Annotated in this window: 18 protein-coding genes; 13 read left to right on the top strand and 5 right to left on the bottom strand. The window is 72.5% G+C overall.

Annotated features, from left to right (window positions below):
* From ACH4TP_RS04755 to ACH4TP_RS04775, 5 genes are all read left to right on the top strand, one after another.
* Positions 1-2289, top strand: coding sequence for a VCBS repeat-containing protein (locus tag ACH4TP_RS04755; RefSeq protein WP_398435655.1), 2289 nt, complete (start codon positions 1-3; stop codon positions 2287-2289).
* A gap of 110 nt (positions 2290-2399) precedes the next feature.
* Positions 2400-4688 carry an FG-GAP repeat domain-containing protein gene (locus tag ACH4TP_RS04760; protein ID WP_398435656.1) on the top strand — a complete coding sequence of 763 codons (2289 nt, stop codon included), beginning with the start codon at positions 2400-2402 and terminating at the stop codon, positions 4686-4688.
* 25 nt (positions 4689-4713) lie between these two features.
* Entirely contained in the window at positions 4714-6972 is a 2259-nt protein-coding gene (locus tag ACH4TP_RS04765; RefSeq protein WP_398435658.1) for an FG-GAP repeat domain-containing protein, read from the top strand.
* 89 nt (positions 6973-7061) lie between these two features.
* Entirely contained in the window at positions 7062-9323 is a 2262-nt protein-coding gene (locus ACH4TP_RS04770; protein ID WP_398435659.1) for an FG-GAP repeat domain-containing protein, read from the top strand.
* A gap of 31 nt (positions 9324-9354) precedes the next feature.
* Positions 9355-11586 carry an FG-GAP repeat domain-containing protein gene (locus ACH4TP_RS04775; RefSeq protein WP_398435661.1) on the top strand — a complete coding sequence of 744 codons (2232 nt, stop codon included), beginning with the start codon at positions 9355-9357 and terminating at the stop codon, positions 11584-11586.
* Here the strand turns inward: ACH4TP_RS04775 and ACH4TP_RS04780 are convergent.
* A complete protein-coding gene (locus ACH4TP_RS04780) occupies positions 11541-12011 on the bottom strand; it encodes an ATP-binding protein (RefSeq protein WP_398183934.1) in 471 nt (156 codons plus the stop codon). The two genes, ACH4TP_RS04775 and ACH4TP_RS04780, sit on opposite strands and share 46 nt — an antisense overlap.
* 91 nt (positions 12012-12102) lie before the next feature.
* Between ACH4TP_RS04780 and ACH4TP_RS04785 the strand changes: the two genes are divergently transcribed.
* From ACH4TP_RS04785 to ACH4TP_RS04800, 4 genes are all read left to right on the top strand, one after another.
* Positions 12103-12966: a helix-turn-helix domain-containing protein gene (locus ACH4TP_RS04785; RefSeq protein WP_398435663.1), complete on the top strand. Its 864-nt coding sequence runs from the start codon at positions 12103-12105 to the stop codon at positions 12964-12966.
* Positions 12963-13208, top strand: a complete 246-nt coding sequence (locus ACH4TP_RS04790) for a DUF397 domain-containing protein (RefSeq protein ID WP_398435665.1) — start codon at positions 12963-12965, stop codon at positions 13206-13208. The genes ACH4TP_RS04785 and ACH4TP_RS04790 overlap by 4 nt, the downstream gene beginning before the upstream one ends.
* Positions 13205-13831 carry an HAD family hydrolase gene (locus ACH4TP_RS04795; protein WP_398435667.1) on the top strand — a complete coding sequence of 209 codons (627 nt, stop codon included), beginning with the start codon at positions 13205-13207 and terminating at the stop codon, positions 13829-13831. The genes ACH4TP_RS04790 and ACH4TP_RS04795 overlap by 4 nt, the downstream gene beginning before the upstream one ends.
* A 113-nt stretch (positions 13832-13944) precedes the next feature.
* Positions 13945-16101: an FG-GAP repeat domain-containing protein gene (locus tag ACH4TP_RS04800; RefSeq protein WP_398435668.1), complete on the top strand. Its 2157-nt coding sequence runs from the start codon at positions 13945-13947 to the stop codon at positions 16099-16101.
* A gap of 30 nt (positions 16102-16131) precedes the next feature.
* Here ACH4TP_RS04800 and sigJ read toward each other — a convergent pair whose 3' ends face one another.
* Positions 16132-17019, bottom strand: coding sequence for an RNA polymerase sigma factor SigJ (sigJ, locus tag ACH4TP_RS04805; RefSeq protein WP_398435670.1), 888 nt, complete (start codon positions 17017-17019; stop codon positions 16132-16134).
* Positions 17020-17184: 165 nt separating this feature from the next.
* Between sigJ and ACH4TP_RS04810 the strand changes: the two genes are divergently transcribed.
* Positions 17185-18243: an LUD domain-containing protein gene (locus ACH4TP_RS04810; protein ID WP_398435671.1), complete on the top strand. Its 1059-nt coding sequence runs from the start codon at positions 17185-17187 to the stop codon at positions 18241-18243.
* Positions 18244-18312: 69 nt separating this feature from the next.
* The gene (locus tag ACH4TP_RS04815; protein ID WP_389221222.1) at positions 18313-18867 is read left to right on the top strand and encodes a nitroreductase family protein; all 555 of its coding nucleotides are present in this window, start codon (positions 18313-18315) and stop codon (positions 18865-18867) included.
* 55 nt (positions 18868-18922) lie between these two features.
* Here the strand turns inward: ACH4TP_RS04815 and ACH4TP_RS04820 are convergent, their stop codons facing one another.
* Entirely contained in the window at positions 18923-19702 is a 780-nt protein-coding gene (locus tag ACH4TP_RS04820) for an alpha/beta hydrolase (RefSeq protein WP_398435673.1), read from the bottom strand.
* A 326-nt stretch (positions 19703-20028) separates the two neighbouring features.
* Between ACH4TP_RS04820 and ACH4TP_RS04825 the strand changes: the two genes are divergently transcribed.
* Positions 20029-21939 carry a protein kinase gene (locus ACH4TP_RS04825; protein WP_398435674.1) on the top strand — a complete coding sequence of 637 codons (1911 nt, stop codon included), beginning with the start codon at positions 20029-20031 and terminating at the stop codon, positions 21937-21939.
* Here ACH4TP_RS04825 and ACH4TP_RS04830 read toward each other — a convergent pair.
* The gene (locus ACH4TP_RS04830) at positions 21936-22337 is read right to left on the bottom strand and encodes a Zn-ribbon domain-containing OB-fold protein (RefSeq protein WP_398435676.1); all 402 of its coding nucleotides are present in this window, start codon (positions 22335-22337) and stop codon (positions 21936-21938) included. The genes ACH4TP_RS04825 and ACH4TP_RS04830 overlap by 4 nt on opposite strands.
* The gene (locus ACH4TP_RS04835) at positions 22337-22786 is read right to left on the bottom strand and encodes a DoxX family protein (RefSeq protein ID WP_398435678.1); all 450 of its coding nucleotides are present in this window, start codon (positions 22784-22786) and stop codon (positions 22337-22339) included. The genes ACH4TP_RS04830 and ACH4TP_RS04835 overlap by 1 nt, the downstream gene beginning before the upstream one ends.
* Before the next feature lie 151 nt (positions 22787-22937).
* On the opposite strand from ACH4TP_RS04835, the gene ACH4TP_RS04840 reads away from it, so the two are divergent.
* Positions 22938-24119, top strand: coding sequence for a flavin-containing monooxygenase (locus ACH4TP_RS04840; RefSeq protein ID WP_398435680.1), 1182 nt, complete (start codon positions 22938-22940; stop codon positions 24117-24119).
* The last annotated feature ends 107 nt before the right edge of the window (positions 24120-24226 follow it).

Below are 24226 nucleotides of genomic sequence, written 5' to 3' on the forward strand. Positions count from 1 at the left end.
ATGAACCCCCGTCCCCGGTGGGTCGCCGCCGCCGTCACCACCGTCCTCGCCGTCACGGCGGGCGCGGCGGTGGCGGCGCCGGCCGTCGCCGCCGCACCGCAGACCACCGCGACCGCCGTCGCCACCCCCGCCGCCGTCACGCCGGGAACGAGCAACCCGATCGTCCTCGCGCCGGGCGCGAAGGTGTGGCAGCAGGGCCCCAGCGGCTATGTGACGTCCAAGGAGTACGTCTACGGATCCACCTCGTCGTACGACGTCGTGTGGCACCGGCCCTCCGACGGGTACGCGACCTTCCTCGCCGAGGCGGGGAGCGGGGACGGCGTGCTCGCCGCGTCCGCCCCGTCCGACGTCGTCCCGACCTACCGCGACCGGGACGACCGGCGCGTCCTGCTGCGCGACATGGCCGCGCCCGCCGCTTCCCCGGTCCTGATCGACCTGGCCGCCGTGGCCGGGTCCGTCCGCTACGAGACCGCCGTCGGCTCCACCGTCGTCATCCGGCGCGACGAGGCCGACGGGACGCGGACCCCGCTCCTCCTGGGCAGGTCCGGCGGCGAGCAGACCGCCCGGACCGTCGCCGGGCTGCCGACGGGGCTGACCGCCTTCCGCGTGGAGACGGCCGACGGGAACGGCGTCGCGCTCGTCTCCTACACGTCCGCCGCGGGCAGCGCGGTGGCCCTGGTGGACACCCGCACGGCGGCCGTGACCGAGACGTACGCCCGTCCGACCGGCCAGATCGCCCTGGACAGGCCCTTCCTCTCCGCCGCGCGGGTCTCCTGGTGGGAGCACACCGCCACCACCTCGGCCCTCGTCGTCGCCGACCGCGCGACGGGAAAGACCCAGCGCTTCGACTTCCCCGACCAGCCGAGGAGGAACACCCTGTCGGCGCCGCTCGGGGACTGGGTCCTCTACGGCACCTACGGCGCACCGGGGTCGGGTTCCGCAACGGACCCGCTGCTGCCGCTCACCGGGCGGTCCCTGAAGGACGGGACGCTGGTCAAGGTCCTCGACCGCGTGACGAGCGCGCCCGTGACCGGGCCCGACGGCGCGATGTACGTGCAGGGCGGGACCGCCGCGCACGGCGAGGGGCTGTACCGGATCACGGTCGGGTCCGACGGCGCCCCCTCGGCCCGGCTGGCGTACTGGGACGGCACGTCGACCTCCCTCACCCTCACCAGGACCGGGTTCGGTCCGTCCGTCGCGCTGGACCCGCTGGAGGCCGAACCCCCGCTGACCTGGAAGCTCTCGCACCCGAACTTCAGCTACGACGTCACGCTCACGAACAAGGCGAGCGGGCAGAAGAAGGTCTTCCGGGGCATCTCGGAGCGCGACACCCTCAAGATCTCCTGGTACGGGAACCTCGACCCCGCCGAGGGCGGCGCCTGGCCCCCCGGCGCGTACACCTGGGAGCTCGACGCCGCCCCCGCCGACGGCATCGGCCCGAACCTGCACGCCACGGGCGACTTCACGCTCTCGTACCTCCACCGGCCGCACGACTACAGCGGGAACGGCATGCCCGACCTGTTCGCGCGGGACTCCGCGGGCAGGCTGTGGCGCGCCGACAGCGTGCTCGGGGACTCCGCCGGATGGCAGATGCCCCTGCCGGCCGGCTCCCCCGTCGCCGTCGGCACGGGCTGGAACATCTACGACCGGATCGAGTCGGTCGGCGATGTCGCGGGCACGGTCGAGCCCGACACGATCGCCCGTGACAAGACGGGCGTGCTCTGGCTCCACCAGGGCACCGGCAGCGCGGCGAAGCCCTTCCTCGACCGGGTGAAGATCGGCGGCGGCTGGCAGATCTACAACCAGCTCACGGGCGGCTCCGACCTCACCGGCGACGGCCGCGCGGACCTGGTCGCCACCGACAAGGCGGGCGACCTCTACCTCTACAACGGCACGGGCAACACCGCCGCTCCCTTCGCCCCGCGCAAGAAGATCGGCTTCGGCTGGGGCATCTACAACCAGCTGACCGCCACCGGCAACCTCGCCGGCGGCCCCGCCGGAGACCTCGTCGCCCGAGACAAGGACGGCGTCCTCTGGCTCTACCTCGGCAAGGGCGACGGCACCTTCGCGTCCCGCGTGAAGGTCGGCCCCGGCTGGAACGCGTACCAGGACATCGTCGCGATCGGCGACGGCAACAAGGACGGCCGCAACGACCTGTACGTCTACGGCCCGAACAAGACCGCCTACTTCTACGGCGGTACGAGCGACTGGGGCATGCCCTTCACGATCCGCCGGCCGTCCACGCTGCTCCTGAACACCGGCACCACCGCCTACAACCACGTGTCCTGACGGACACTCCTGGGTGAACCGGAGGTAATACAACCCTTTGGCTCGCTCGCATGTCTCATCGAACGGCACGCACACATGTGCGTGCCGTTCGATGCTTAGGAGAAACAAACGTGACTTCACGCACGGCCCGGCGCCGGCTCTCCACCGCGATCACCGCAGTCCTCGCCGTCACGGCGGGCACGGCGCTTGCGTCCGCCCCCTCCGCGGGCGCCGCCACGGCGGTCGCCCCGGCCGCCGTCAGAGCGGCCGGAGACACGGCGAACGCGCAGGACGTGGCCGAGCTGCCGGTCGGGTCGGAGGTCACGAGCGCGGGACCGGGCGGCTACCTCACGTCCACCGAGCACTACGACTCCGAGGGCATGTACTCGTACGACTACCACTGGCGCCGTCCGGACGGCACCTCCACGCTCGTGGTGGCCGCCTCGGAGAACCGGGCCGCACTGCCCAACGCCGCCGTGTCCGACATCGTGCCGGTCCCCCAGAACTACGACAACCGCATCATCCGGCTCCGTGACATGTCCGCCCCCGACCCCATCGGGACGGCCGTCGTCTTCGACCTGAACGCGCTGTCGACCGCCACCGCCCGGTACTCGTACGTCGCCACGATCGGCTCCACGCTCCTCGTCCAGGTGACGCCCGCCAGCGGCCCGAAGGAGTTCCGCCTCCTCGCCAAGCCCGGCGACAAGGGCACGAAGATCAGCGGCCTGCCCACCGACATCGACACCGTCGACAGCGTGCGCGCCACTGCCGGCACCGCGCTCCTCGCCTACCGGAGCACGCCCGACGGAAGCAAGTACGGCACCGTCACCGTCGACCTGGCGACGGCCACCGCCGGTACCGCCCACACGGCGGTCCCCTCCGGCTGGAACGGCTCGGGCGCCGTCGACGCCGCGCACACGGCCTGGTGGCAGGACAACACCACCCTCGTGGTCGCCGACACCACCGGCGGTGCCCCGCAGACGATCGCCCTCGACAAGGCCGACTCCCCGACCGTCGGCCTCCTCGGCGACTGGATCGCCTACGGCACGGCGACCGGCGTCGGCGGCGGCACGGCCGGCGACCCGATGCTGCCGCTCACCGCGCGCCCGATCGCCGGCGGCGAGCCGGTGAAGCTCCTCGACCGCCTGTCGACCGTCGTCGCGGGCCCGAACGGCACCCTGCTCGCACGCGGCGGGACCGTCGAGCACGGCGAGGGCGTCTACCGGATCGCCCCGGGCGCCGACGGCAAGCCGACCGCCACGCTCGTCTCCTCCACCGGCGAGGACACCGCGCTGACGTTCAAGAAGACCAGCATCGGCCCGGTCGTCGACCTCGACCCGATGAACAACCGGGTCCGGCTGTCCTGGGACCTGTCGCACAAGGGCTTCACGTACGAGGTGAGCCTGGTCCACAAGGCGACCGGCAAGCGGTACCGCTACAGCATGGATTCGAGCTACTCCTCGGACTTCAACTTCCTCTGGCGGGGGAACTTCGCCTCCTCGGAGGCCGACCCCGGCGAGAACGCCTACAACGGCGAGTACCGCTGGGAGCTCACCGCCAAGCCGACCAACGGCATCGGCGGCGACCTCCAGGAGATCGGCCACTTCACCGTCACCCGCTCCCCCAAGGTCCACGACTACACGGACAACGGCTCGCCGGACCTCCTCGGCCGCGGCTCCAACGGCGTCCTGTTCCGGATCGACACCGTCTACGACGCGTGGAAGGGCAAGGTCGCCCCGGCCGAGGACCCGACGTACATCGGCTCCGGCTGGAACTACCCGCAGATGGAGTCCGTCGGCGACGTCGCGGGCACGAGCGCGCCCGACGTCATCGGCGTCGACTCCGGCGGCGTGCTCTGGCTGCACCCGGGCACGGGCGACTGGCGGAACCCGCTCGGCGCCCGCGTGAAGGTCGGCGGCGGCTGGGGCATCTACAACAAGCTCGCCGGAGGCTCCGACCTGACCGGCGACGGCCGCGCGGACCTGGTCGCCACCGACAAGTCCGGCGTCCTGTGGCTCTACAAGGGCACCGGCAACACCGCCGCGCCCTTCGCGACCCGCAAGAAGATCGGCACCGGCTGGGGCATCTACAACCAGATCACCGCCACCGGCAACCTCGCCGGAGGCGCCGCCGGAGACCTCGTCGCCCGCGACTCCGCAGGCGTCCTGTGGCTCTACCTCGGCAAGGGCGACGGCACCTTCGCCAGCCGCGTGAAGATCGGCGCCGGCTGGAACCAGTACTCCCAGATCGTCGGCGTCGGCGACGCCAACATGGACGGCCGCAACGACCTCTACGTCTTCGGCCCGAACAACACCTCGTACGTCTACAACGGCACCGGCGGCTGGAGCGCTCCCTTCGCGACCCGCGTCCCCACCGACGCCCTGATCAACACGAGCATCAAGTACACCCATGTCCTCTAACGCTCTGACATTCGAGGAGAAGCAGGTGGATTCACGCACGGCCCGGCGCCGGCTCTCCACCGCGATCACCGCGGTCCTCGCCCTCACGGCGGGTACGGCACTCGTGGCCGCCCCGCCGGCGGGCGCGGCCCCGGCGCCCGCCCCGGCCGCCGCGACCGCCGCGACCGCCGCCGCCGGGAACACGGCGAACGCGCAGGACGTGGCCGAGCTGCCGGTCGGCGCGGGGGTCGAGAGCGTGGGACCGAGTGGCTACCTCACGGGCCTCTCGAAGTTCCTCTGGGACAGGGACACCACCTCTTACGAGTACCGCTGGCACCGCCCGGACGGTACGTCCGAGTTCGTGGTGCCCCCCGACAGCGCGTGGCCGGAGCCCAACGCCGCGGTGTCCGACATCGTGCCGATCCTCAACCCGTATTTCGATGCGATCCGGCTCCGCGACATGTCCGCCCCGGCCGGCACCGCGCCCGTCGTCTTCGACCTGAAGAAGCTGAGCACGCCGACCCTGTCGTACACGTACGTCACCACGATCGGTTCCACTCCCCTCGTCCGGGTGAAACCCACCGGCGGCCCGCAGGAGCTCCGTCTCCTCACCAAGCCGGGCGACCCCGGCAAGAAGATCACCGGTCTGCCCGACGACCTCGACATCGTCCCGAAGGTCCGCGCCGCCGGTGACACCGCACTGTTCCAGTACCGCACGGGCACCACGTACCGCCTCTTCACCGTCGACCTCGCCACGGCCACCGCCGGTGCCGAACGGACCACGGCCTCCAGCTCGTTCTGGATCGACGCCGATCGCATGGCCTGGTGGCAGGACGAGACGACCCTCGTCGTCACCGACCGGGCCACCGGCACCTCGAAGACGATCGCGTTCGACCCGACCGTGTACCCGGTCGCCGGTCTCCTCGGCGACTGGGTCGTCCACGGCCAACGGAGCACCACCGGCACCGCCGTGGGGCTCGTCGCGCGCCCGATCGCGGGCGGCGAGCCGGTGAAGCTCCTCGACAGCCTGTCGACCGTCCTCCCGGGCCCGAACGGCAGCCTCATCCTCCAGGGCGGCACCATCGAGCACGGCAAGGGCGTCTACCGGGTCACCCCGGGCGCGGACGGCAGGCCCAGCGCCGAACAGATCGCCTCCAGCGGAGAGGGCATCACGCTCACCCTGCAGAAGGCGAACGTCGCCCCCGTCGTCGACCTCGACCCGGGGCACAACTCGGCCCGCCTGAGCTGGGAGCTCTCCCACGGTTACTTCAAGGCCGACGTGACCCTGGTCCACAAGAAGAGCGGGCAGAGGTTCCGCTACCACTACGAGGACACGCGAGGCTGGTCGGGCGTCGACCTCGCCTGGCCGGGGAACTTCGCCTCCTCGCGGGACGAGGTCGGCGTGAACGCCTACAACGGCCAGTACCGCTGGGAGCTCGACGCCGAGCCGACCGACGGCATCGGCCCGGATCTCCACGAGTCCGGCGACTTCACCGTCACCCGCTCCCCCAAGGTCCACGACTACAACGACAACGGCTCGCCGGACCTCCTCGCCCGCGGCTCCGACGGCGTCCTGTTCCGGACCGACACCGTCTACGACCAGGGGAAGAAGAAGGTCCTCCCGGTCGGGGACCCGACGCCCGTCGGCTCCGGCTGGAACTACCCGCAGATGGAGTCCGTCGGCAACGTCGCGGGCACCACCGCCCCCGACGTGCTCGGCGTCGACTCGGCCGGCTCGCTCTGGCTGCACCGGGGCACGGGCGACGAGCAGAACCCCCTCGGCGCCCGCGTGAAGATCGGCTTCGGCTGGCAGATCTACAACAAGCTGGCAGGCGGCTCCGACCTCACCGGCGACGGCCGGCCGGATCTCCTCGCCACCGACAAGGCCGGCGGTCTCTACCTCTACAAGGCCACGGGCGACGACGCCGCGCCCTTCGCGGCCCGCAAGAAGATCGGCACCGGCTGGGGGATCTACAACCAGATCACCGCCACCGGGAACATCGCGGGCGGCACCGCCGGAGACCTCGTCGCCCGCGACAAGGACGGCGTCCTCTGGCTCTACCTCGGCAAGGGCGACGGCACCTTCGCGCCCCGCGTGAAGGTCGGCGCCGGGTGGAACGCGTACAGCCAGATCGCCGGCATCGGCGACGCGAACCGCGACGGCCGCTCCGACCTGTACGTCTACGGTCCGGACAACACCTCGTACGTCTACTACGGCACGGGCAGTTGGAGCGCCCCCTTCGCGGCCCGCGTCCCCACCGACGCCCTGACCCACACGAGCATCAAGTACACCAACGTCCTCTGACGCTCCGTACAACCATTCGGGCCCCTCGCGAGTCGAGTACGGGCACGGCTGATCATCCGCCGTGCCCGTACTCCGAGGGGGACCACACCTTGAGCTCCGCCCGTACGCCCCGTACGCCCCGTCCGCGCCTCGCCGCGGCCGTCGCCGCCGTGCTCGCCGTCACCGCCGCCGGACTGGCCACTCCGGCCGTCGCGGCTCCGTCGGACATCCACGCCACCGCCGTGACCGCGGCTGCCGGGCAGCAGGACGTGCCGACGGTGCCGGACAGCACGGCGATCTTCAGCAGCGGCCCCACGGGCTACCTGACGGCCCACTTCGAGAACGGAATGCAGCGCGTCTTCACCTGGACGCGGTACGCGGACGGCGTCCGGACCACGCTGCCCGGGAGCTCGTACGCGGGAAGCCCCGGCACGGACGTCGTCGTCCGGATCTCCGGGACCACCTACACCTACCTCGACATGTCCACGGGCGCCGAAGTCGGCTCCTTCGACACCAGTACGCTCCTCGGCGACACCTACGATCGACTCGCCTTCGTGGGCACCACGTTCGCCGCGATGACCTACGTGAACGGCGTCCGCGAACTGCACCTGTTCCGCAAGGAGCAGGGGGCCACGGTCGACCGCACGGTGGCCGGCATCCCCTCCGAAGCCGCCTACAGGCGGCTGGAGAGCGTCGGCCCGGACACCCTCGTCGTCCACTACCGTGCCAAGGTGGACGGCGTCTACGTCAGCCGTGTCGCGCTCGTGGACGTCGCCACGGCCACGGTCACCGAGGTGTACGACACGCAGCAGACGGACTCCCGGGCCGCCTCCGCGGTGTCGGCGACCCACGTGGCCTGGATCGAATGGCCCTCCGCCGACCAGGCGGCCCTGGCGGTGGTCCGCCGGGGCACCACGGAGGTCACCCGCACCCCGCTGGGCAAGGCGAACTCCCCGACGGTCGGGCTCGTCGGCGACTGGGTCACCTACGCCCAGCCCGGCGGCGGAACGGCCGCCTTCCCCCACCCGCTCTGGCCCCTCACGGCCCGCTCCCTCAGCGACCCGCAGCGCACGGTCAAGCTCCTGGACCACGTCTCGAACACCACCGTGGGCGCCGACGGCAGCCTGTACGCCACCGGCGGCACGGTCGAGCAGGGCGAGGGCATCTACCGGATCTCCGTCGGCACGGACGGCGATCCGGTCGTCACGAAGACGGCCGACAAGGACAGGAGCACCGCGCTCCTCGTCGGGGACAGCGCGACCAGCCCGCTCCCCACCGTCGTCGACTTCGCGCGCGGCCAGGACGCGACCCTGCTCTGGGAGTTCAGCAAGGCCGCGAACTTCAGCGTGGTCATCACCCACAACGCCTCCGGGCGCCGCTGGACCTCCGAGCGCGTCCACCTGGACCGCCCCTACCTCAGCGGAACGACCTGGACCGGCCTGCTCGACGACAAGACCTCCGCCCCGCTCGGCGACTACACCTGGAAGCTGACCGCCGAGCCCGCCAACGGCATCGGGCCCTCCGTGGAGCGGACCGGCACGCTCAAGGTCACGGCGAAGCCCGCCCCGCACGACTTCACGGACAGCGGCACCCCCGACCTGCTCGTCCGGGACAGCGCGGGCCGGATCATCAACTACGACGCCCGCCAGACCCTCTACGAGACGGGGCACTGGGCCATCCCGGCGCAGCCCACGCAGGTCGTCATGGGCACCGGCTGGCAGATCTACGACCGCGTCGTGGCCCCCGGCAACGTGGACGCCTCCCCGCAGGCCGACGTCATCGCCCGGGACCGCGGCGGCCTCCTGTGGCTGTACTCGGGCACCGGCAAGGGCCTGGCCGCCCGGAAGCAGATCGGCACCGGCTGGGGCATCTACCGCCACCTCACCGGCGGCAGCGACCTCACCGGCGACGGCCGGGCCGACCTCCTCGCCACCGACAACGCCGGCGCCCTGTGGCTCTACAAGGGCACCGGCAACACCAACGCTCCCTTCGCGACCCGCAAGAAGGTCGGCACCGGCTGGGGCATCTACAACCGCATCACCGGCACCGGCAACATCGCCGGGGGCCCCGCCGGGGACCTCGTCGCCCGCGACTCCGCCGGCGTCCTCTGGCTCTACCTCGGCAAGGGCGACGGCACCTTCGCACCCCGCGTGAAGATCGGCTCCGGCTGGAACCGCTACACCGACATCGTCGGCGTCGGCGACACCGACCGCGACGGCCGCCCGGACCTGGTCGTCCAGGGCGTCATGGGCGGCACGTACGACACCCTCGCCCTCTACAAGGGCACCGGCAACTGGAAGGCCCCCTTCGGGTCCCGGACCGAGGTCTACAGCCCGGCGCCGCTCGGCACGGGCGCCGTGACCCTGTTCTGACCGTCCCGACCGTTCCCAGGAAGGCACCACCTTGCTCCACGCACGTACGCCCCGGTTCGGACTCGCCGCAGCCGTCGCCGCCGTCCTCGCCGTCACCGCCGCCGGGCTGGCCACCCCGGCCGTCGCGGCTCCGTCGGACATCCACGCCACCTCCGCGACCGCCTCCGCGACGGCCGAGCAGCAGGACGTCCCGACCGTGCCGGCCGGCACGTCGGTCAGCACCAACGGCCCCACCGGCTTCCTGACGTTCCACACCGAGAACGGGGCCTCCGTCTACACCTGGACGCGGTACAAGGACGGCGTCCGGACCACGCTGCCCGGGACGAGGTACGCGGGAAGCGTCGGCACGGACATCATCGTCCGGATCGAGAACGGCACCTACACGTACACCGACATGTCCACGGGCACCGAGGTCGCCTCCTTCGACACGAACGGCACCGCCTACTCCCCTCTCCGCTACATGGGGACCACGTTCGTCGCCGCGAAGACCGTGGGCAGCGTCCGCGAACTGCACCTGCTCACCAAGGAGCAGGCGGCCACCGTCGACCGCCCGGTGGCCGGCATACCCTCCGGAGCCGTCCTCGTCCGGACCGAGAACAGCGACCCGAACACCCTCGTCGTCCACTACCGCGTCAAGGTGGACGGCGTGTACGACAACCGCGTCGCGCTCGTGGACATCGCCACCGCCGCGGTCACCGAGACGTACGACTCCCTGGAGACCAACGCCTCCTCCGCCTCCGCCGTGTCGGCGACCCACCTGGCCTGGCTCGAATGGTCCGACACCAACCGGGCGACCCTCGCGGTGGCCCGCCGGGACACCAAGCAGATCACCCGCACCCCGCTGGGCGAGGGGGCGGCCGTCATGACCGTCAAGCTCGTCGGCGACTGGGTCGCCTACGCCCGGCTCGACGCGGCGACGGCCGAATCCCCCAGCCCGCTGTTCTCCCTCACCGCCCGCTCCCTCAGCGACCCGCAGCGCACGGTCAAGCTCCTCGACGAGGTCTCGGGCTCCAGCACGTCCGCCGACGGCGGCGCGCTCGCCACCGGCGGCACGATCGAGCAGGGCAAGGGCATCTACCGGATCGGCCTCGGGGCCGACGGGGTCCCCGCCGCCACGCTGCTGGCGAGCACGGGCGTGCCCACCGCGCTCGACGTGAAGATCCGCTGGGTCCCCCCGACCGTCGACTTCGGGGGCGGCGCGGACGCGGCCGCCATGTGGGACCTCAGCAGGAAGGCGAAGGTCTCCTTCGTCTGGACCCACAACGCCACCGGCAAGACCTACACCTCGGAAGTCTGGCCCTCGGGCACCAGCGCGTTCTTCTACGGGATGCTCGACGACAAGACCTCCGCCCCGCTCGGCGACTACACCTGGAAGCTGACCGCCGCGCCCGCCAACGGCATCGGGCCCTCGGTGGAGCGGACGGGCACGATGAAGGCCTTCTCGTCCAAGTCCATCCCGCACGACTTCTCCGACAGCGGCGCCCCCGACCTGCTCGTCCGGGACAGCACGGGCCAGGTCGTCAACTACGACGCCCGCCAGACGCTGTACGAGACCGGGCAGCACGGCGACCCCTCCAAGCGCACCACCGTCGTCATGGGCACCGGCTGGCAGATCTACGACCGCGTCGTGGCCCCCGGCAACTTCGACGGCTCCCCGCAGGCCGACGTCCTCACCCGGGACCGCGAGGGCCGCCTCTGGCTGCACTCCGGCACCGGCACGGCCCTCGCCCCCCGCAAGCAGATCGGCACCGGCTGGGGCATCTACCGCCACCTCACCGGCGGCAGCGACCTCACCGGCGACGGCCGCATCGACCTCCTCGCCACCGACAACGCCGGCGCCCTGTGGCTCTACAAGGGCACCGGCAACACCAACGCCCCCTATGAGGCCCGCAAGAAGGTCGGCACCGGCTGGGGCATCTACAACCGCATCACCGGCACCGGCAACATCGCCGGAGGCAAGGCCGGGGACCTCGTCGCCCGCGACTCCGCCGGCGTCCTCTGGCTCTACCTCGGCAAGGGCGACGGCACCTTCGCGCCCCGCATCAAGATCGGCTCCGGCTGGAACCAGTACATCGACATCGTCGGCGTCGGCGACACCGACCGCGACGGCCGCCCCGACCTCGTCGTCCAGGGCGTCTCGGGCGGCGCCCTGGACACCCTCGCCGTCTACCGGGGCACGGGCGACTGGCGCTGGCCCTTCAAGGCCCGTCTGAACGTCTACAACCCGGACCCGCTCGGCACGGGCTCCGTGACCCTGTTCTGACCGGGCCCCACGGTCCACCGCCGGTCCGTCGGCACGGTCGCCCAGACCGTCTTGCCGACGGACCGGTCCTTCACCCCCCACGCCGTCGCGAGGGCGGCGACGAGCAGCAGCCCGTACCCGCCCTCGTCCTGCTCCCGCGCCGGTACGGGCCTCCGCTCGCCCCGCGCGTCGGACAGCTCGATCCGCACGTGGTCCTCGTCCAGCTCCATCCGCACCTCGAAGTCCCGCCCCGCCACCCGCCCGTGAAGGGCGGCGTTGCTCGCGAGCTCGGCGACGACCAGCTCCGCCGCCTCGGCCGGGGCCCCCGTCACCCCCCAGTCATGCAGCTGCTGCACAGCCAGTAACCGCGCCAGGCGTGCGCCCCGGCGCGTTGCCGAGAGCCGGAGCGTGAACTCACCGGTTGGAGTGGCAGTTTCAGATTTCATGCCTCCGAGCCTGGGCCCCCGCCCGTACGCTGACCAGCAGCGACGCGACGACGCTGGGTAACTGTACGGGTACGCCAAGAAGGCGGTACGGATGTCGGGGAACAAGGAGGAGCGGCCGGAGCGGCCCTCCGAGGCGGACGGCACGGCGCATCTCTTCCGTGCGATCGGCAAGATCATCAAGGTGCTGCGGAACAACGCGGGCCTGAGCCAGGCGGAGCTGGCGGACATCACGCATTGCAGCGAGGACCTGATCTCGGCGGTCGAGAGAGGGGTGCGGACGCCTCAGCCGGACTTCCTGTTGCGGGTGGACCCGGCCGTGGGGGCGGGGGGCGTGCTGGCGGCGGCGGTGGAGGACGTGCAGAAGGCGTTGGCGCAGGCGCGGGTGCGGCACCCGGACTGGTTCCGGAACTTCGCGAAGGCCGAAGCCGATGCGGTGGCCCTGCACTACTACGGAGTGCAGGCCGTTCCCGGCCTCCTGCAGACGGAGGCGTACGCGCGGGCCGTCATGCGCCACCGGCGACCGGTGTGGAACGAGGAGACGATCGAGAAGTGGGTGGCCGACCGTCTCGCCCGCCAGTCGATCTTCGACAAGTGGCCGCCGACGACGATCAGTTTCGTACTGGAGGAGGCCATCCTGCGCCGCCCCACGGGCGGACCGGACGTCCTCCGCGAGCAACTGCGCCGCATCCTGGACATCGCCGGTCGGCGCACGGTCCACCTCCAGGTCATGCCGCTCAAGTGGGAGGAACACCCCTCGCTCGACGGCGCGTTCACGCTCCTGACGCCCCCGGGCCGACGCGAGGTCGCGTACACCGAGATCTACGGGCATCCCCGGCTGATCACGGCCCCGGAAGAGGTGCGCGTGTACACCGAGCGCTATGGGATCCTGCGGTCGCAGGCACTCACGCCCCGCGAGTCCCTGGAGTTGATCGAGAAGATGCTGGGAGAGCTATGAGCACCACCGGTCTGGCCTGGTTCAAGAGCAGCTACAGCAGCGGCGAGGGCGGCGAGTGCATCGAAGTCGCCTACGACTGGCGCAAGTCCAGCTACAGCAGCTCCGAAGGCGGCAACTGCATCGAGGTCGCCGCCCACCCCACCCTCATCCACATCCGCGACTCCAAGAACCCCCACGGCCCCCAGCTCGCCGTCTCCCCCACCTCCTGGGCGGCGTTCCTGGACGTAGCATCCGGGGCGTGACCTCCATAAAGTTCGTTCTCTTCGACGTCGACGGCACTCTGATGGACGCCGTCGAGAACCAGCGCCGCGTCTGGCACGAGTGGGCCGCGCGGTACGGGCTCGACGGCGCGGAGGTGTACGCGACGGCGTTGCGGACGCGGCCGGTGGAGACGTTCGCGGAGGTCGTGCCGGACGAGGATCCGGACGAGTGCCTCGCCCTCCTGCATGCGCTGGAGGACGAGGACGTCCGTACGGGCTCGTACGAGGCCTTCGAGGGGGCCGCAGAGCTGCTCCACGCGCTCCCGGCGGACCGGTGGGCGCTGGTCACGTCGAACTACGAGCACCGGGTGCGGGGGCGGTTCGAGCGGACCGGGCTGCCGTTGCCGGGGCTCATCGTCGACGCGGGCTCGGTGGCCGAGGGGAAGCCGTCCCCCGTCCCGTACCTGACCGCCGCGGAGAAGCTGGGCGCGGACCCGGCGGAGTGCCTCGTGATCGAGGACGCGCCGTCGGGGGTGCGCTCCGGGCTGGCGGCGGGGATGACGGTGTGGACGGTCAACACCCCGGGCCCGCATCCGGACGCCCACCGCCACTTCCTCACCCTCGCGGAGGCGGCCGCGGAGATCCTCGCGTACACGCGGGGTTGATTCCCGTACAACCTCCCGTTCCCCTCGTGGGTCCCACGGGGTGTGGTGCGCGCACTCGGCGCGCCCCGCGCCTCGTGAGCCCCGCTCGGCTCCACCAGGGGAGGAAACCCGCTGTGGCCCATGCCCGGAAAGCCCTGTCCGCCGCCGTCGCGACCGTTCTCGCGCTGACGGCGGGCGCCGCACTGACCGCCGTACCGGCGCAGGCCGCCGTGAGCCCGTCCGTGAGCGCGGGGGTGGAGGCGGGCCAGGAGGTCCCGCTCTCCTTCCCCGCCGAGAGCGAGATCGTGAGCGCCGGGAAGACCGGCTTCCTGACGCAGGGCGAGAAGCTGCTCTGGACGCGGTACGCGGACGGGTCGACGGTCGAGCTGCCGGGGAAGCCGGTGGGGAACAGCCGGTCGGACGTCGTCGCCGTGACCACCGCGCGGAACGTCTTCAAGCTGTACGACATGGCCGCGGGCGGCGAGCCGGTGACCGTCGACCTGTCCGCCGACTCCTCGACGTACACGCCGGCCGCCGTCAACGGCTCGACGCTGGCCCTGTGGTACCTCGGCGAGCTGCGGCTGGTCCGCAAGGAGGGCGACGCCGTCTCGCAGACCACGGTGGACCGGCAGTACAGGGCGACGCGCGCCGTCGTGTACATGGCCGACGGTGAGCTGGGGGTGTCCTCCGTCCAGCCGGGCGAGACCCACGGCATCGAGCAGATGGACATCGTGGACACCGCCACGGGGAAGGTCACCCAGTCGTTCGCGGCCCCCTCCTCCCTGGAGCGCGTCGCCGCCACGGACAAGACCCTGGCCTGGTTCGAGGCGGGCACCCTCGTCGTCCGCGACCGGGCCACCGGGGCGACCACGAGGAAGCAGCTCGTGACGACCACCGAGCAGATGCGGGTCGACCTGCTCGGGGACTGGGCGCTCACCGGGCAGCGGCGCGGCCTCGACGAGGCCGTGTCCCCGGAGACGGCCCCGCTGGTCGCGCGGTCCCTGAAGGACGGCGGCGCCACCGTCCTGCCGGTCCTCACCCACCGCGCCTCCTCGGTCGTCGCGCCCGACGGGGCGCTGCTCGTGCGGGGCGGCACGGAGGAGCACGGGGAAGGGCTGTACCGGATCGCCCCGGACGCCGACGGGGTGCCCGCCGCCGCGCTCGTCGCGGCCAGCGGCGACGAGACCGGCATCGGGGTGCCCCAGTACACGGGCGCCGACACCCTCACGATGTTCGGCAACATCCGGAACGTCGGGCTCTCCTGGAAGCTCAACCGGACCAACGTGAACGCGCGGATCACCCTGCGCCACAACGCGACCGGCCAGGAGAAGAAGTTCACGTACTCCGGCGGATACGTCCACCGCACGGGCCTCTACATCGGCTGGGACGGCCTCTTCGACAGCTCCGCCGCGCCCAGCGGCACCTACACGTGGGAGGTCGAGGCCACCTCCCGCAACGGGATCGGCGAGCCCGTGCACGGCACGGGGACGTTCACCCTCGCCTACAACCCGGAGCTCCACGACTACACCTCGAACGGTTCGCCGGACGTCCTCGCCCGCGACTCCGCCGGCCGGCTCTGGCGCGACGACACGTACTACCGCGGGGGGATCTTCTACCCGGCGGGGCGTTCCCTGGTGGGCAGCGGCTGGCAGGCGTACGACCGGATCGAGGCGGCCGGGAACCTCGGCGGGAGCAAGGCGCCCGACCTGGTGACCCGGGACAAGGACGGCGTGCTCTGGCTCCACGAGGGCAAGGGGGACGGCACGTTCGCGCCGCGCCGCAAGGTCGGCGGCGGCTGGGGGATCTACAACAAGATCGCCGGGGGCAGTGACCTCACCGGCGACGGGAAGCCCGACCTCCTCGCCACGGACAAGGCCGGGGACCTCTGGCTCCTCCCCGGCACCGGGAACCTCAACGCCCCCTTCTCCGCCCGCAAGAAGATCGGCTGGGGCTACGGCATCTACAACCAGCTCGTGGCCACCGGGAACGTCGCGGGAGCCACGCCCGGCGACCTCGTCGCCCGCGACGCCGCCGGCGTCCTGTGGCTGTACCTCGGCAACGGCGACGGAACCCTCACGAAGCGCATCAGGGTCGGGTCGGGCTGGAACCAGTACACCCACCTGGTCCCGGTCGGGGACGCCAACAGGTGGGCCCGCCAGGACCTCCTGGCGATCGGCCCGAACGGCTCCTACCTCTACGAGAGCCAGGGCGCCTGGGACGCTCCCTTCCTGCCCCGCTCCACCACCTCGCTCTACGCGGGCGAGACCGGGAAGTTCAACGAGTTCTCCTGAGACGGTCGCTCCCGGCAGGCGCGGGCGCCGTCAGCCGGTCCTCCAGGGGCGGAGCTTCTCCGGGTTCCGCACCGCCCAGATGCGCCGGATCCGGTCGCCCGCGATCTCGAAGGCGAAGACGGTCGCGAGGTCGCCGTCCTGCCAGGCCACCAGGCCGGGCACGCCGTTGACCGTGCGCTCCTGGAAGGTCGTGCGGCCGTCCCACAGGCGGGCGATCTCGGCGTAGCCCCGTGCGATCCGCTCGGCGCCCACGAGCGGGCGCGGGTGGGTGACGGCGAGGCCGCCGCCGTCGGCGGTCGCGACGGCGGCGGGGTCGAGCAGGCCGATGAGGGCCTCGATGTCCTGGGCCTCCCAGGCCGTCCTGAACCGCCGCACGACGCCCGCCTGCCCGGTGGCGGCGCCCGGGCCCGCCGGGCCCCGCGCCGTGGCCGTACGGAGGCGGCGGCGGGCGGAGGAGGCCAGCTGGCGGCAGGCCGCAGGCGTTCGACCGACGATCTCGGCGACCTCGCCGAAGGGGTAGCGGAAGACGTCGTGGAGGACGAAGGCGACGCGTTCGGCGGGGGTCATGGCGTCGAGGACGACCAGGAAGGCCATGGTCACGGACTCGTCGAGGGTGATCCGGTCGGCGGGGTCGGCGCTCTGTGCGGGTTCGGGCAGGGGTTCCGGGATCCAGTCGCCGACGTAGGTCTCGCGCCGGACCCGCGCCGAGCCGAGCAGGTTGAGGCAGATGCGGCCGGCGACGGTCGTCAGCCAGGCGCCGGGGGACTCGATGGCCTGCTGCTCGCGCGCGGACAGGGCGTACCAGCGGGCGTACGTCTCCTGGACGACGTCCTCGGCGTCGGCGAGGGAGCCGAGGAGCCGGTAGCCGAGGTTGAGCAGCCGGCGCCGTTCGTTCATGATCTCGGCTCCTGTGGTCATGGTCCGGCGTCTCCCTCGCTCGTGTCGGTGCGCGCTCGTGTGCCTGCTTCCACCGTGTACGACCGGACAGCGCCCCGGAATGTGAGGCCGCCGCGCCGCCTCACATTCCGGAGGGCTGCCTTGTCGTCTCGGTGAAGGCGGTGACACGACCGAGAGGGAACACCGATGAACGACTTCCAGGCCATCGCGGACCGCGTCGAGATCGAGGCGCTGCGCGGGGAGTTCACCGACGCGGCGATGATGCGCGACCGGGCGCGTCTGGCGGCGCTGTTCACACCGGACGGGGTCCTGCGGATGCCGAACATCCCGGTGGAGCAGGTCGGCCGGGAGGAGATCCTCGCCGGGGGCGAGCGGCTCCAGAGCCAGTGGGACTTCTTCGTGCAGACCACGCACCCCGGCACGATCCAGGTGGACGGCGACAGGGCGACCGGCCGCGCGTACATCCAGGAGCTCGCGCGGACGCTCGACGGGCGCCAGGGGATGAACTTCGCGGTGTACCACGACCGGTACGAGCGGACCGGGGAGGGCTGGCGGTTCGCCGAGCGGGAGTACGAGGTCAGGTATCTCGACACCTCCCCGCTGGCGGGGGCGGCGCCCGGCTCCGTTTCCTCCGGCGTCTCCTTCGCGGACCCGGCGACGGGCGAGCGGCTTGAGCGGGTGGCCGCCGCGCTGCGGGCGAACGGTTTCGCCGTCGAGGTCCTCGACGACACGGCCGGGGCACGCGCGCGCGTGAGGGAGCTGATCCCCGAGGGGGCGAGCGTCTTCACCGGGGCGAGCGAGACCCTGCGGCTGTCCGGCATCGAGGAGGACCTCAACGCCTCCGGCCGGTACGACGCCGTCAGGCCGCGCCTCCTGGCGATGGACCGGGCCACCGAGGGCGACGAGATCCGGCGGCTCGCCGCCTGCCCCGACTTCGTCGTGAACAGCGTCGCGGCGGTGACCGAGACGGGCTCGCTCGTCCTCGCCTCGGGCAGCGGCAGCCAGCTCCCCGCCAACGCGGGCGGCGCCGCGCACGCGGTCTGGGTCGTCGGCGCGCAGAAGGTGGTGCCGGACCTGGGCACGGCCCTGCGGCGCGTCGAGGAGCACTGCCTCGGACTGGAGAACGCCCGCTGCCAGGCGGTGTACGGCTCGGACAGCGCCGTCAACCGCCTGCTCGTCCTCAACGCGGAGCCGTACCCGGGGCGCGGCACCGTCCTGCTGCTGCGCGAGGCCGTCGGCTACTGACCGACCTGGTTTTCCCACCTGGTCCACCTGGCCGGAATACGCCTGTCAGGGGGCCGGTTGGACCGGGACATGCGACGTGATCTGGAGCCGTCCGGCGGCATACACCCCCTGCTGGCCGGACGGTTCAGCCCCTACCGGTTCGACCCGTCGGCGGTCGTCGACGACGACACCCTCGGCCTGCTCCTCGAAGCCGCGCGGTGGGCGCCGTCCGCCGGGAACTCCCAGCCGTGGGGCTTCTTCGTGAGCCGGCCGGGCGAGGCGGACCACGAGCGGGTGCTGCCGCACCTCGCGCCCAGCGCGGCCCGGTGGGCGACGGACGCGGGACTGCTGGTCGTCACGTTGACGCGACGTCATGTCGACGACACGGAGCTGCAGTACTCGGAGTTCTCCGACTACGACCTCGGCCAGGCCGTCGCCCACATGACCGTACAGGCGCAGGCGTCGGGGCTGTCCGCGCACCAGTTCCGGGCCTTCGACATGGAGGGCCTGACGAAGGAGCTGGACCCGAACCCCGGGTGGGCGATCGTCTCCATGGTCGCGCTGGGGAGGGCGGCCGAGGAGGCGCCCGAGGGGCGGGGGCGGCGGAGTGTGGCCGAGCTGCTGTCGGCGCCCTGGGCGCCGTGACCCGACCCGCCCCGGCCGGCGGTGGTGCCGGCCGGGGCGGCGTCCGCCGCCGGTCCTACTTCAGGTGCCGGGCGAAGAACCCGGCTCCGGGGGCGAGCTCGAACTGCGGGACGCCGGCGTGGCCGCCCGTGTTGGCGTGGAGCGTCTTCTCCTTCGAGGCGAAGGCGTCGAAGAGGTCCAGGGACGCCTGCCGGTCGTTGACCTCGTCGTCCCACTGGAGCAGGACGTGCAGCGGGACGGTGACCTGGCGGGCCTCCTCGAACACGGCGCGCGGGATGAAGCTCCCGGCGTAGAGGCCGGCGGCCTTGATGCGCGGTTCGACCCGCGCCAGGCGGACGCCGATGGAGATGATCCCGCCCTCGTACCCGACCGGGCCGTCGATCTCGGGCAGGGAGAGGAAGGTGTCCAGGGCGGCCCGCCATTCCGGCACCGCCCTCTCGACCAGCGGGAGGACGACGCGGTCGATGATCTCGTCGGTGACCGGCTCCCCGGCCTCCAGCACCCGGCGCATCTCGGCGCGCGCCTGCTCGGCCTCCTCCCACCGGGGGCGTTCGCCGCTCCCGGGGAGCTCGATGGTCGCCGAGGCGAAGCCGTGCTCCGCCGCGTAGTACCGGGCCCGCCCCGCCAGCCGGGGGTACACCCTGTCCAGTCCGAGCGGAGGGGGGCAGATCAGGATCAGCGGCACGGGGGCGGCTGCGGAGGCGGACGCGGGCGTCCACAGGATGCCGGGGATGCCGGGGATGCCGGAGGCGTCGGGGGTGTCGGAGGCGTCGCCGAGGGTGAACGCGCGCTCAAGGACGTCGCCGTCGAGACGCTGCTCAGAGGTGAAGTGCATGGTCATGCCTTTCGGGAATGCTCGAAAACGGCGCTCCCGGGCGACGACCTACCGCCCGACCGTGACCTCGGAGAGGAGCACCCATGTCGTCGATGTGTTCACGGGTACCACCTCCAGGTTCTCTTGCACGGCTGTCCGAAAAGTAGCAGCGGTCGCCCCGGCCCTCCAACCGGTTTTTCCCTCATGGCCCGCAGCGCCCCAACCACGGCTTGGAAACGGGCACTTGGCCTCCATTCAGATCGCAAACCCGCTCGGCTACTGTGTGGCCCATGCAGGGGGAACCGGAAGACCGATCCACTTCGGACAGTTTGAGCGGCAGCGGGGCAATGCCCCTTGAGCCGGGCGACCCCCGGCAGATCGGGGCGTTCCGGCTCCTCGGGGTGCTCGGGTCCGGCGGCATGGGGCGGGTCTACCTGGGGGCCGTGCCCGGGAAGTTCGCGGCGGTGAAGCGGGTGCTTCCCGTGCTCGCCGAGGACGCCGACTTCCTCAGCCACTTCGGGCACGAGCTCGACAACCTGGCCCGGCTGCCCGCCGGGGCCAACACCAAGCTCCTCGCGAGCGACCGCACGGCGAAGCCGCCGTGGTTCGCGACCGAGTTCATCCCCGGCATCACCCTCAACGAGGCCATCCGCCTCAACGGCGGCCCGCTGACCGGCGACGCCCTGTGGCGGCTGCTCCGGGAGGCGGCGGCCGGGCTGCGGGTGGTGCACGGCGCCGACATGGTGCACCGCGACCTCAAGCCGTCGAACGTGATGCTGACCGGCGGCGGCCTCTCCCTCATCGACTTCGGCGTGGCCCGCGCGGCCGACCAGAGCCGGCTGACCAAGACCGGCATGGTCATCGGCACCCCCGCCTACATGGCGCCCGAGCAGGCCGTCGCCGACCGGCGGCTGACCGGCGCCGCCGACGTGTTCGCCCTGGGCAGCCTGCTGCTGTACGCGGCGAACGGGCGGCCTCCGTTCGGGGACGGTTCCGGGCCCGACCTGCTCTACCGGGTCGTCCACGGCGAGCCCGACTTCGGGCGGCTCGCGGACGGCGACCCCGCGCTCGCGGAGCTCGTACGGAAGTGCCTCGCCAAGGATCCGGCGGACCGGCCGACGGCCGAGGAGCTCGTCGCGCTCGCCGAGGAGCGGGCGGCGGGTGCCGTCTGGCCCGAGGCCGTCGCCGGGCGGATCGCCGAGCGGGCCGCCTTCGCCGCCGGGGCGCCCACCGCCGAGCAGCTCGCGGAGCTGGAGCGGACGGACCCGGCGCAGGACGTGGCGACGGCCCCGCTGACCCCGCAGGCCCCGAAGGAGCCCGCGACCGGCTCCCCGGACCCCCTGGCCGTCACCGGTCAGGCCGTCCCCGAGAAGCCCCGGTGGCGGCGGAACAGGTTCGTGGTGCTCGCCGTGCCCGTCGTCGTGGCGACCGGCACCACGCTGACCGTCGCCCTCAGTCCGTACGTCGGCCACCTGGGAGCGAGCCCGCCCGCGTCGTCTCCGTCCACGGTGGCCTCGCAGCCCGCCTCCGTACCGCCGGCGACCGGGACGACGGGGACGCCGTCGGCGAAGCCCTCGGCGAAGCCGTCCGCCAAGCCGTCGGGGAAGCCGTCGCCCGGCGCCCCGCCCCCGGCCGCCACGGGCGGCGGCGGCTCCGTCGCCGGCGGGGGCTCCTCCACCGGCGGGGGCGGTTCGAGCACGACCACCTCCGGCGGGTCCGGGTCCGGCTCCTCCGGCGGCTCCACCTCCGGCTCCGGCTCCACCTCCGGCTCCTCCGGCGGGTCGACGCCCCAGCAGCCCGCCCCGCGGCCGACGACCACCAGGCCCGCGCCCCCGCCGCCCACCACGTCGGCGCCCTCGGGCACGTACTCCCTGGAGAACGCGAACACCGGCAACTGCCTGGCGGAGTACAACGCGGGCTTCGGCGATCTCGTCACCACGGCCGAGTGCGGCTCCCAGGGCAGCAACGGCACCGCCTACCGGTTCTCCTGGACCTACGTGTCCGGCGCGAACGGCACCTTCCGCCTGGTCAACAAGAAGTCCGGCCGCTGCCTCCAGCCCGCGGGCAACACCACGGTGACGACCGCCGCCTGCAACGGAGCGAGCCTCCAGTCCTGGAAGGTCGTCTCCTCCTCGTCCTCCGGCCGGACCTTCAAGAACATGAGTGACGGGCAGTGCCTGACGGCCGGTTCGTTCGCGATGGACTACGCCTGCGGTTCCGACTCCAGCCAGCTCTGGCGGAACATCCCGGCCCTCTAGACCCCGAAGACGGGGACCGTCACGTCCCCGTCCCGGCGGAAGGCGACCCGCAGCTCCATCCCGATCCGCAGGTCGCCCTCCGCCACGCCCACGACCTCCGTCATCATGCGCGGCCCCTCGGCGAGGTCGACGACGGCCGCGACGTACGGGACGCGCTCGCCGAAGGGCGGGAGGTCGTTCCGGTGGACGACCGACCAGGTGTAGAGGGTCGCGCGGCCGCTCGCCCGCCGCCACTCGACGTCCTCGCCCCAGCAGTGCGGGCAGAACTCGCGCGGGTAGTGGTGGGCGCGGTCGCAGGCGGCGCAGTGGCGGAGCAGCAGGTGTCCGTCCGCGGCGGCGTCCCAGTAGGGGCGGGTGAACGAATCGATGTCGGGGAGGTTCGCCGGGGTGGCCGTCATCAGAAGAGTCCGATCGCGGAGTCGAGGGACCAGGTCTGCCAGGACATGGCGAGGAGGGCGACGAGGGAGATGAGCGCCATCATCGCGTTCTGCCCCTGCTCGGCCCAGTCGTGGATCATCAGGACGAGGTAGAGGAGGTTGAGGAGGAGGCCGCCGACGAGGGCGACGGGGGTGAGGAGGCCGGTGACCAGGCCGAGGCCGAGGGCGAGTTCGGCGTAGACGACGACGTACGCCATGAGCTTGGGGCGCGGGGCGACGACGGTGTCGAAGCCGCTCTTCACGGCCGCCCACCGGTGCTTGCCGGCGACGTCCGCGGCCCAGGCGATGCCGGTGCCGCGTTCGAACCAGCCCTTCTTGTCCTTGTGGCGCCAGCTCTCCAGCCACCACAGGCCGAGGCCGATGCGGAGGACGGCGAGCCATTCGGCGCCGGTGAGCCAGACGGTCTGCATGCGCGTCCTCTCGACGAGGGGATCTGACGGTACGTCAGTTCAGCGCAGACCGGGCTCCGCCGCAAGGCCCCGGCCCGCGTGACCGATTCGCAACCGAAATCCCCTCATGACCGAGACCCACTGCGTGTACACGTCATTACGCTCAGCGTTCATGGTCACCACTTCTCCCGCACCTCCCGTCCACCCCGTGTACGTCATCGGTGGCGGACCCGGCGGACTCGCCGTCGCCGCCGCCCTGCGCGCGCGGGGCGTCCGGGCCGTCGTCCTGGAGAAGTCCGAGGCCATCGGCGCCTCCTGGCGCGCGCACTACGACCGGCTGCGGCTGCACACCACCCGGCGGCTCTCCGCCCTCCCCGGACTGAAGATGCCCCGCTCCTTCGGCCGCTGGGTCGCCCGCGCCGACGTCGTCCGCTACCTGGAGACGTACGCGGAGAAGCACGAGCTGGAGATCGTGACCGGGGTCGAGGTCCACCGCGTCGAGCGGTCCGGCGCGGACTGGATCCTGCACGCCACCGGCGGGCGCCGGCTCACCGGCCGCGCGGTCGTCGTGGCCACCGGCTACAACCACACCCCGCACCTGCCCGAGTGGCCCGGCCTCGACGCGTACGGCGAACGGCTCGTCCACGCGCGCGCGTACCGCTCCCCCGGGCCGTACGAGGGCAAGGACGTCCTCGTCGTCGGCATCGGCAACACCGGCGCCGAGATCGCCGCCGACCTCGCCGGCGGCGGGGCCGCCCGCGTGCGGCTCGCGGTCCGCACCGTCCCCCACATCGTCCGCCGCACCACCCTCGGCTGGCCCGCCCAGCGCTCCGGCATCCTCGTCCGGCGGCTCCCCGTGGCGGTGGTCGACCGCCTGGGCGCCCTCCTCGCCCGCTTCGCCGCCCCCGACCTCACCCCCTACGGCCTCCCCCGCCCCGACAAGGGCCTCGCCACCCGCCAGCGCGAGGGCGCCGTCCCCGTCCAGGACGTCGGCCTGATCGACGCCCTCCGCGCCGGCAAGGTCGAGATCGTCGCCGCCGTCGAAGGCTTCGAGGCCGACGAGGTCCTCCTCGCCGACGGCACCCGCATCACCCCCGACACCGTCATCGCCGCCACCGGCTACCGCCGCGCCCTCGAACCCCTCCTCGGCCACCTGAACGTCCTCGACCCCCGCGGCCTGCCGGTGGCGCACGGCGCCCGCAGCCCGCGCGAGGCCCCGGGCCTGTACTTCACGGGCTTCACGAACCCCATCAGCGGGATGTTCCGCGAGATGGCGAGGGACGCGGAGAAGATCGCGCGCCGGATCGCGCGGGCGGACCGCGGGACGCCTGCGGCCTCACCCCGGGGGAACTGACCGGACGCCTCCGACCCCGCCCCGGGGGAACCGACCGGACGCCTCCGACCCCGCCCCGGGGGGAGCCGACCGATCCGATCCCCGTCCACCCATTCCTGACTGAGCGT

The organism is Streptomyces sp. NPDC021012 (genome assembly GCF_044333355.1).
GTDB lineage: Bacteria > Actinomycetota > Actinomycetes > Streptomycetales > Streptomycetaceae > Streptomyces.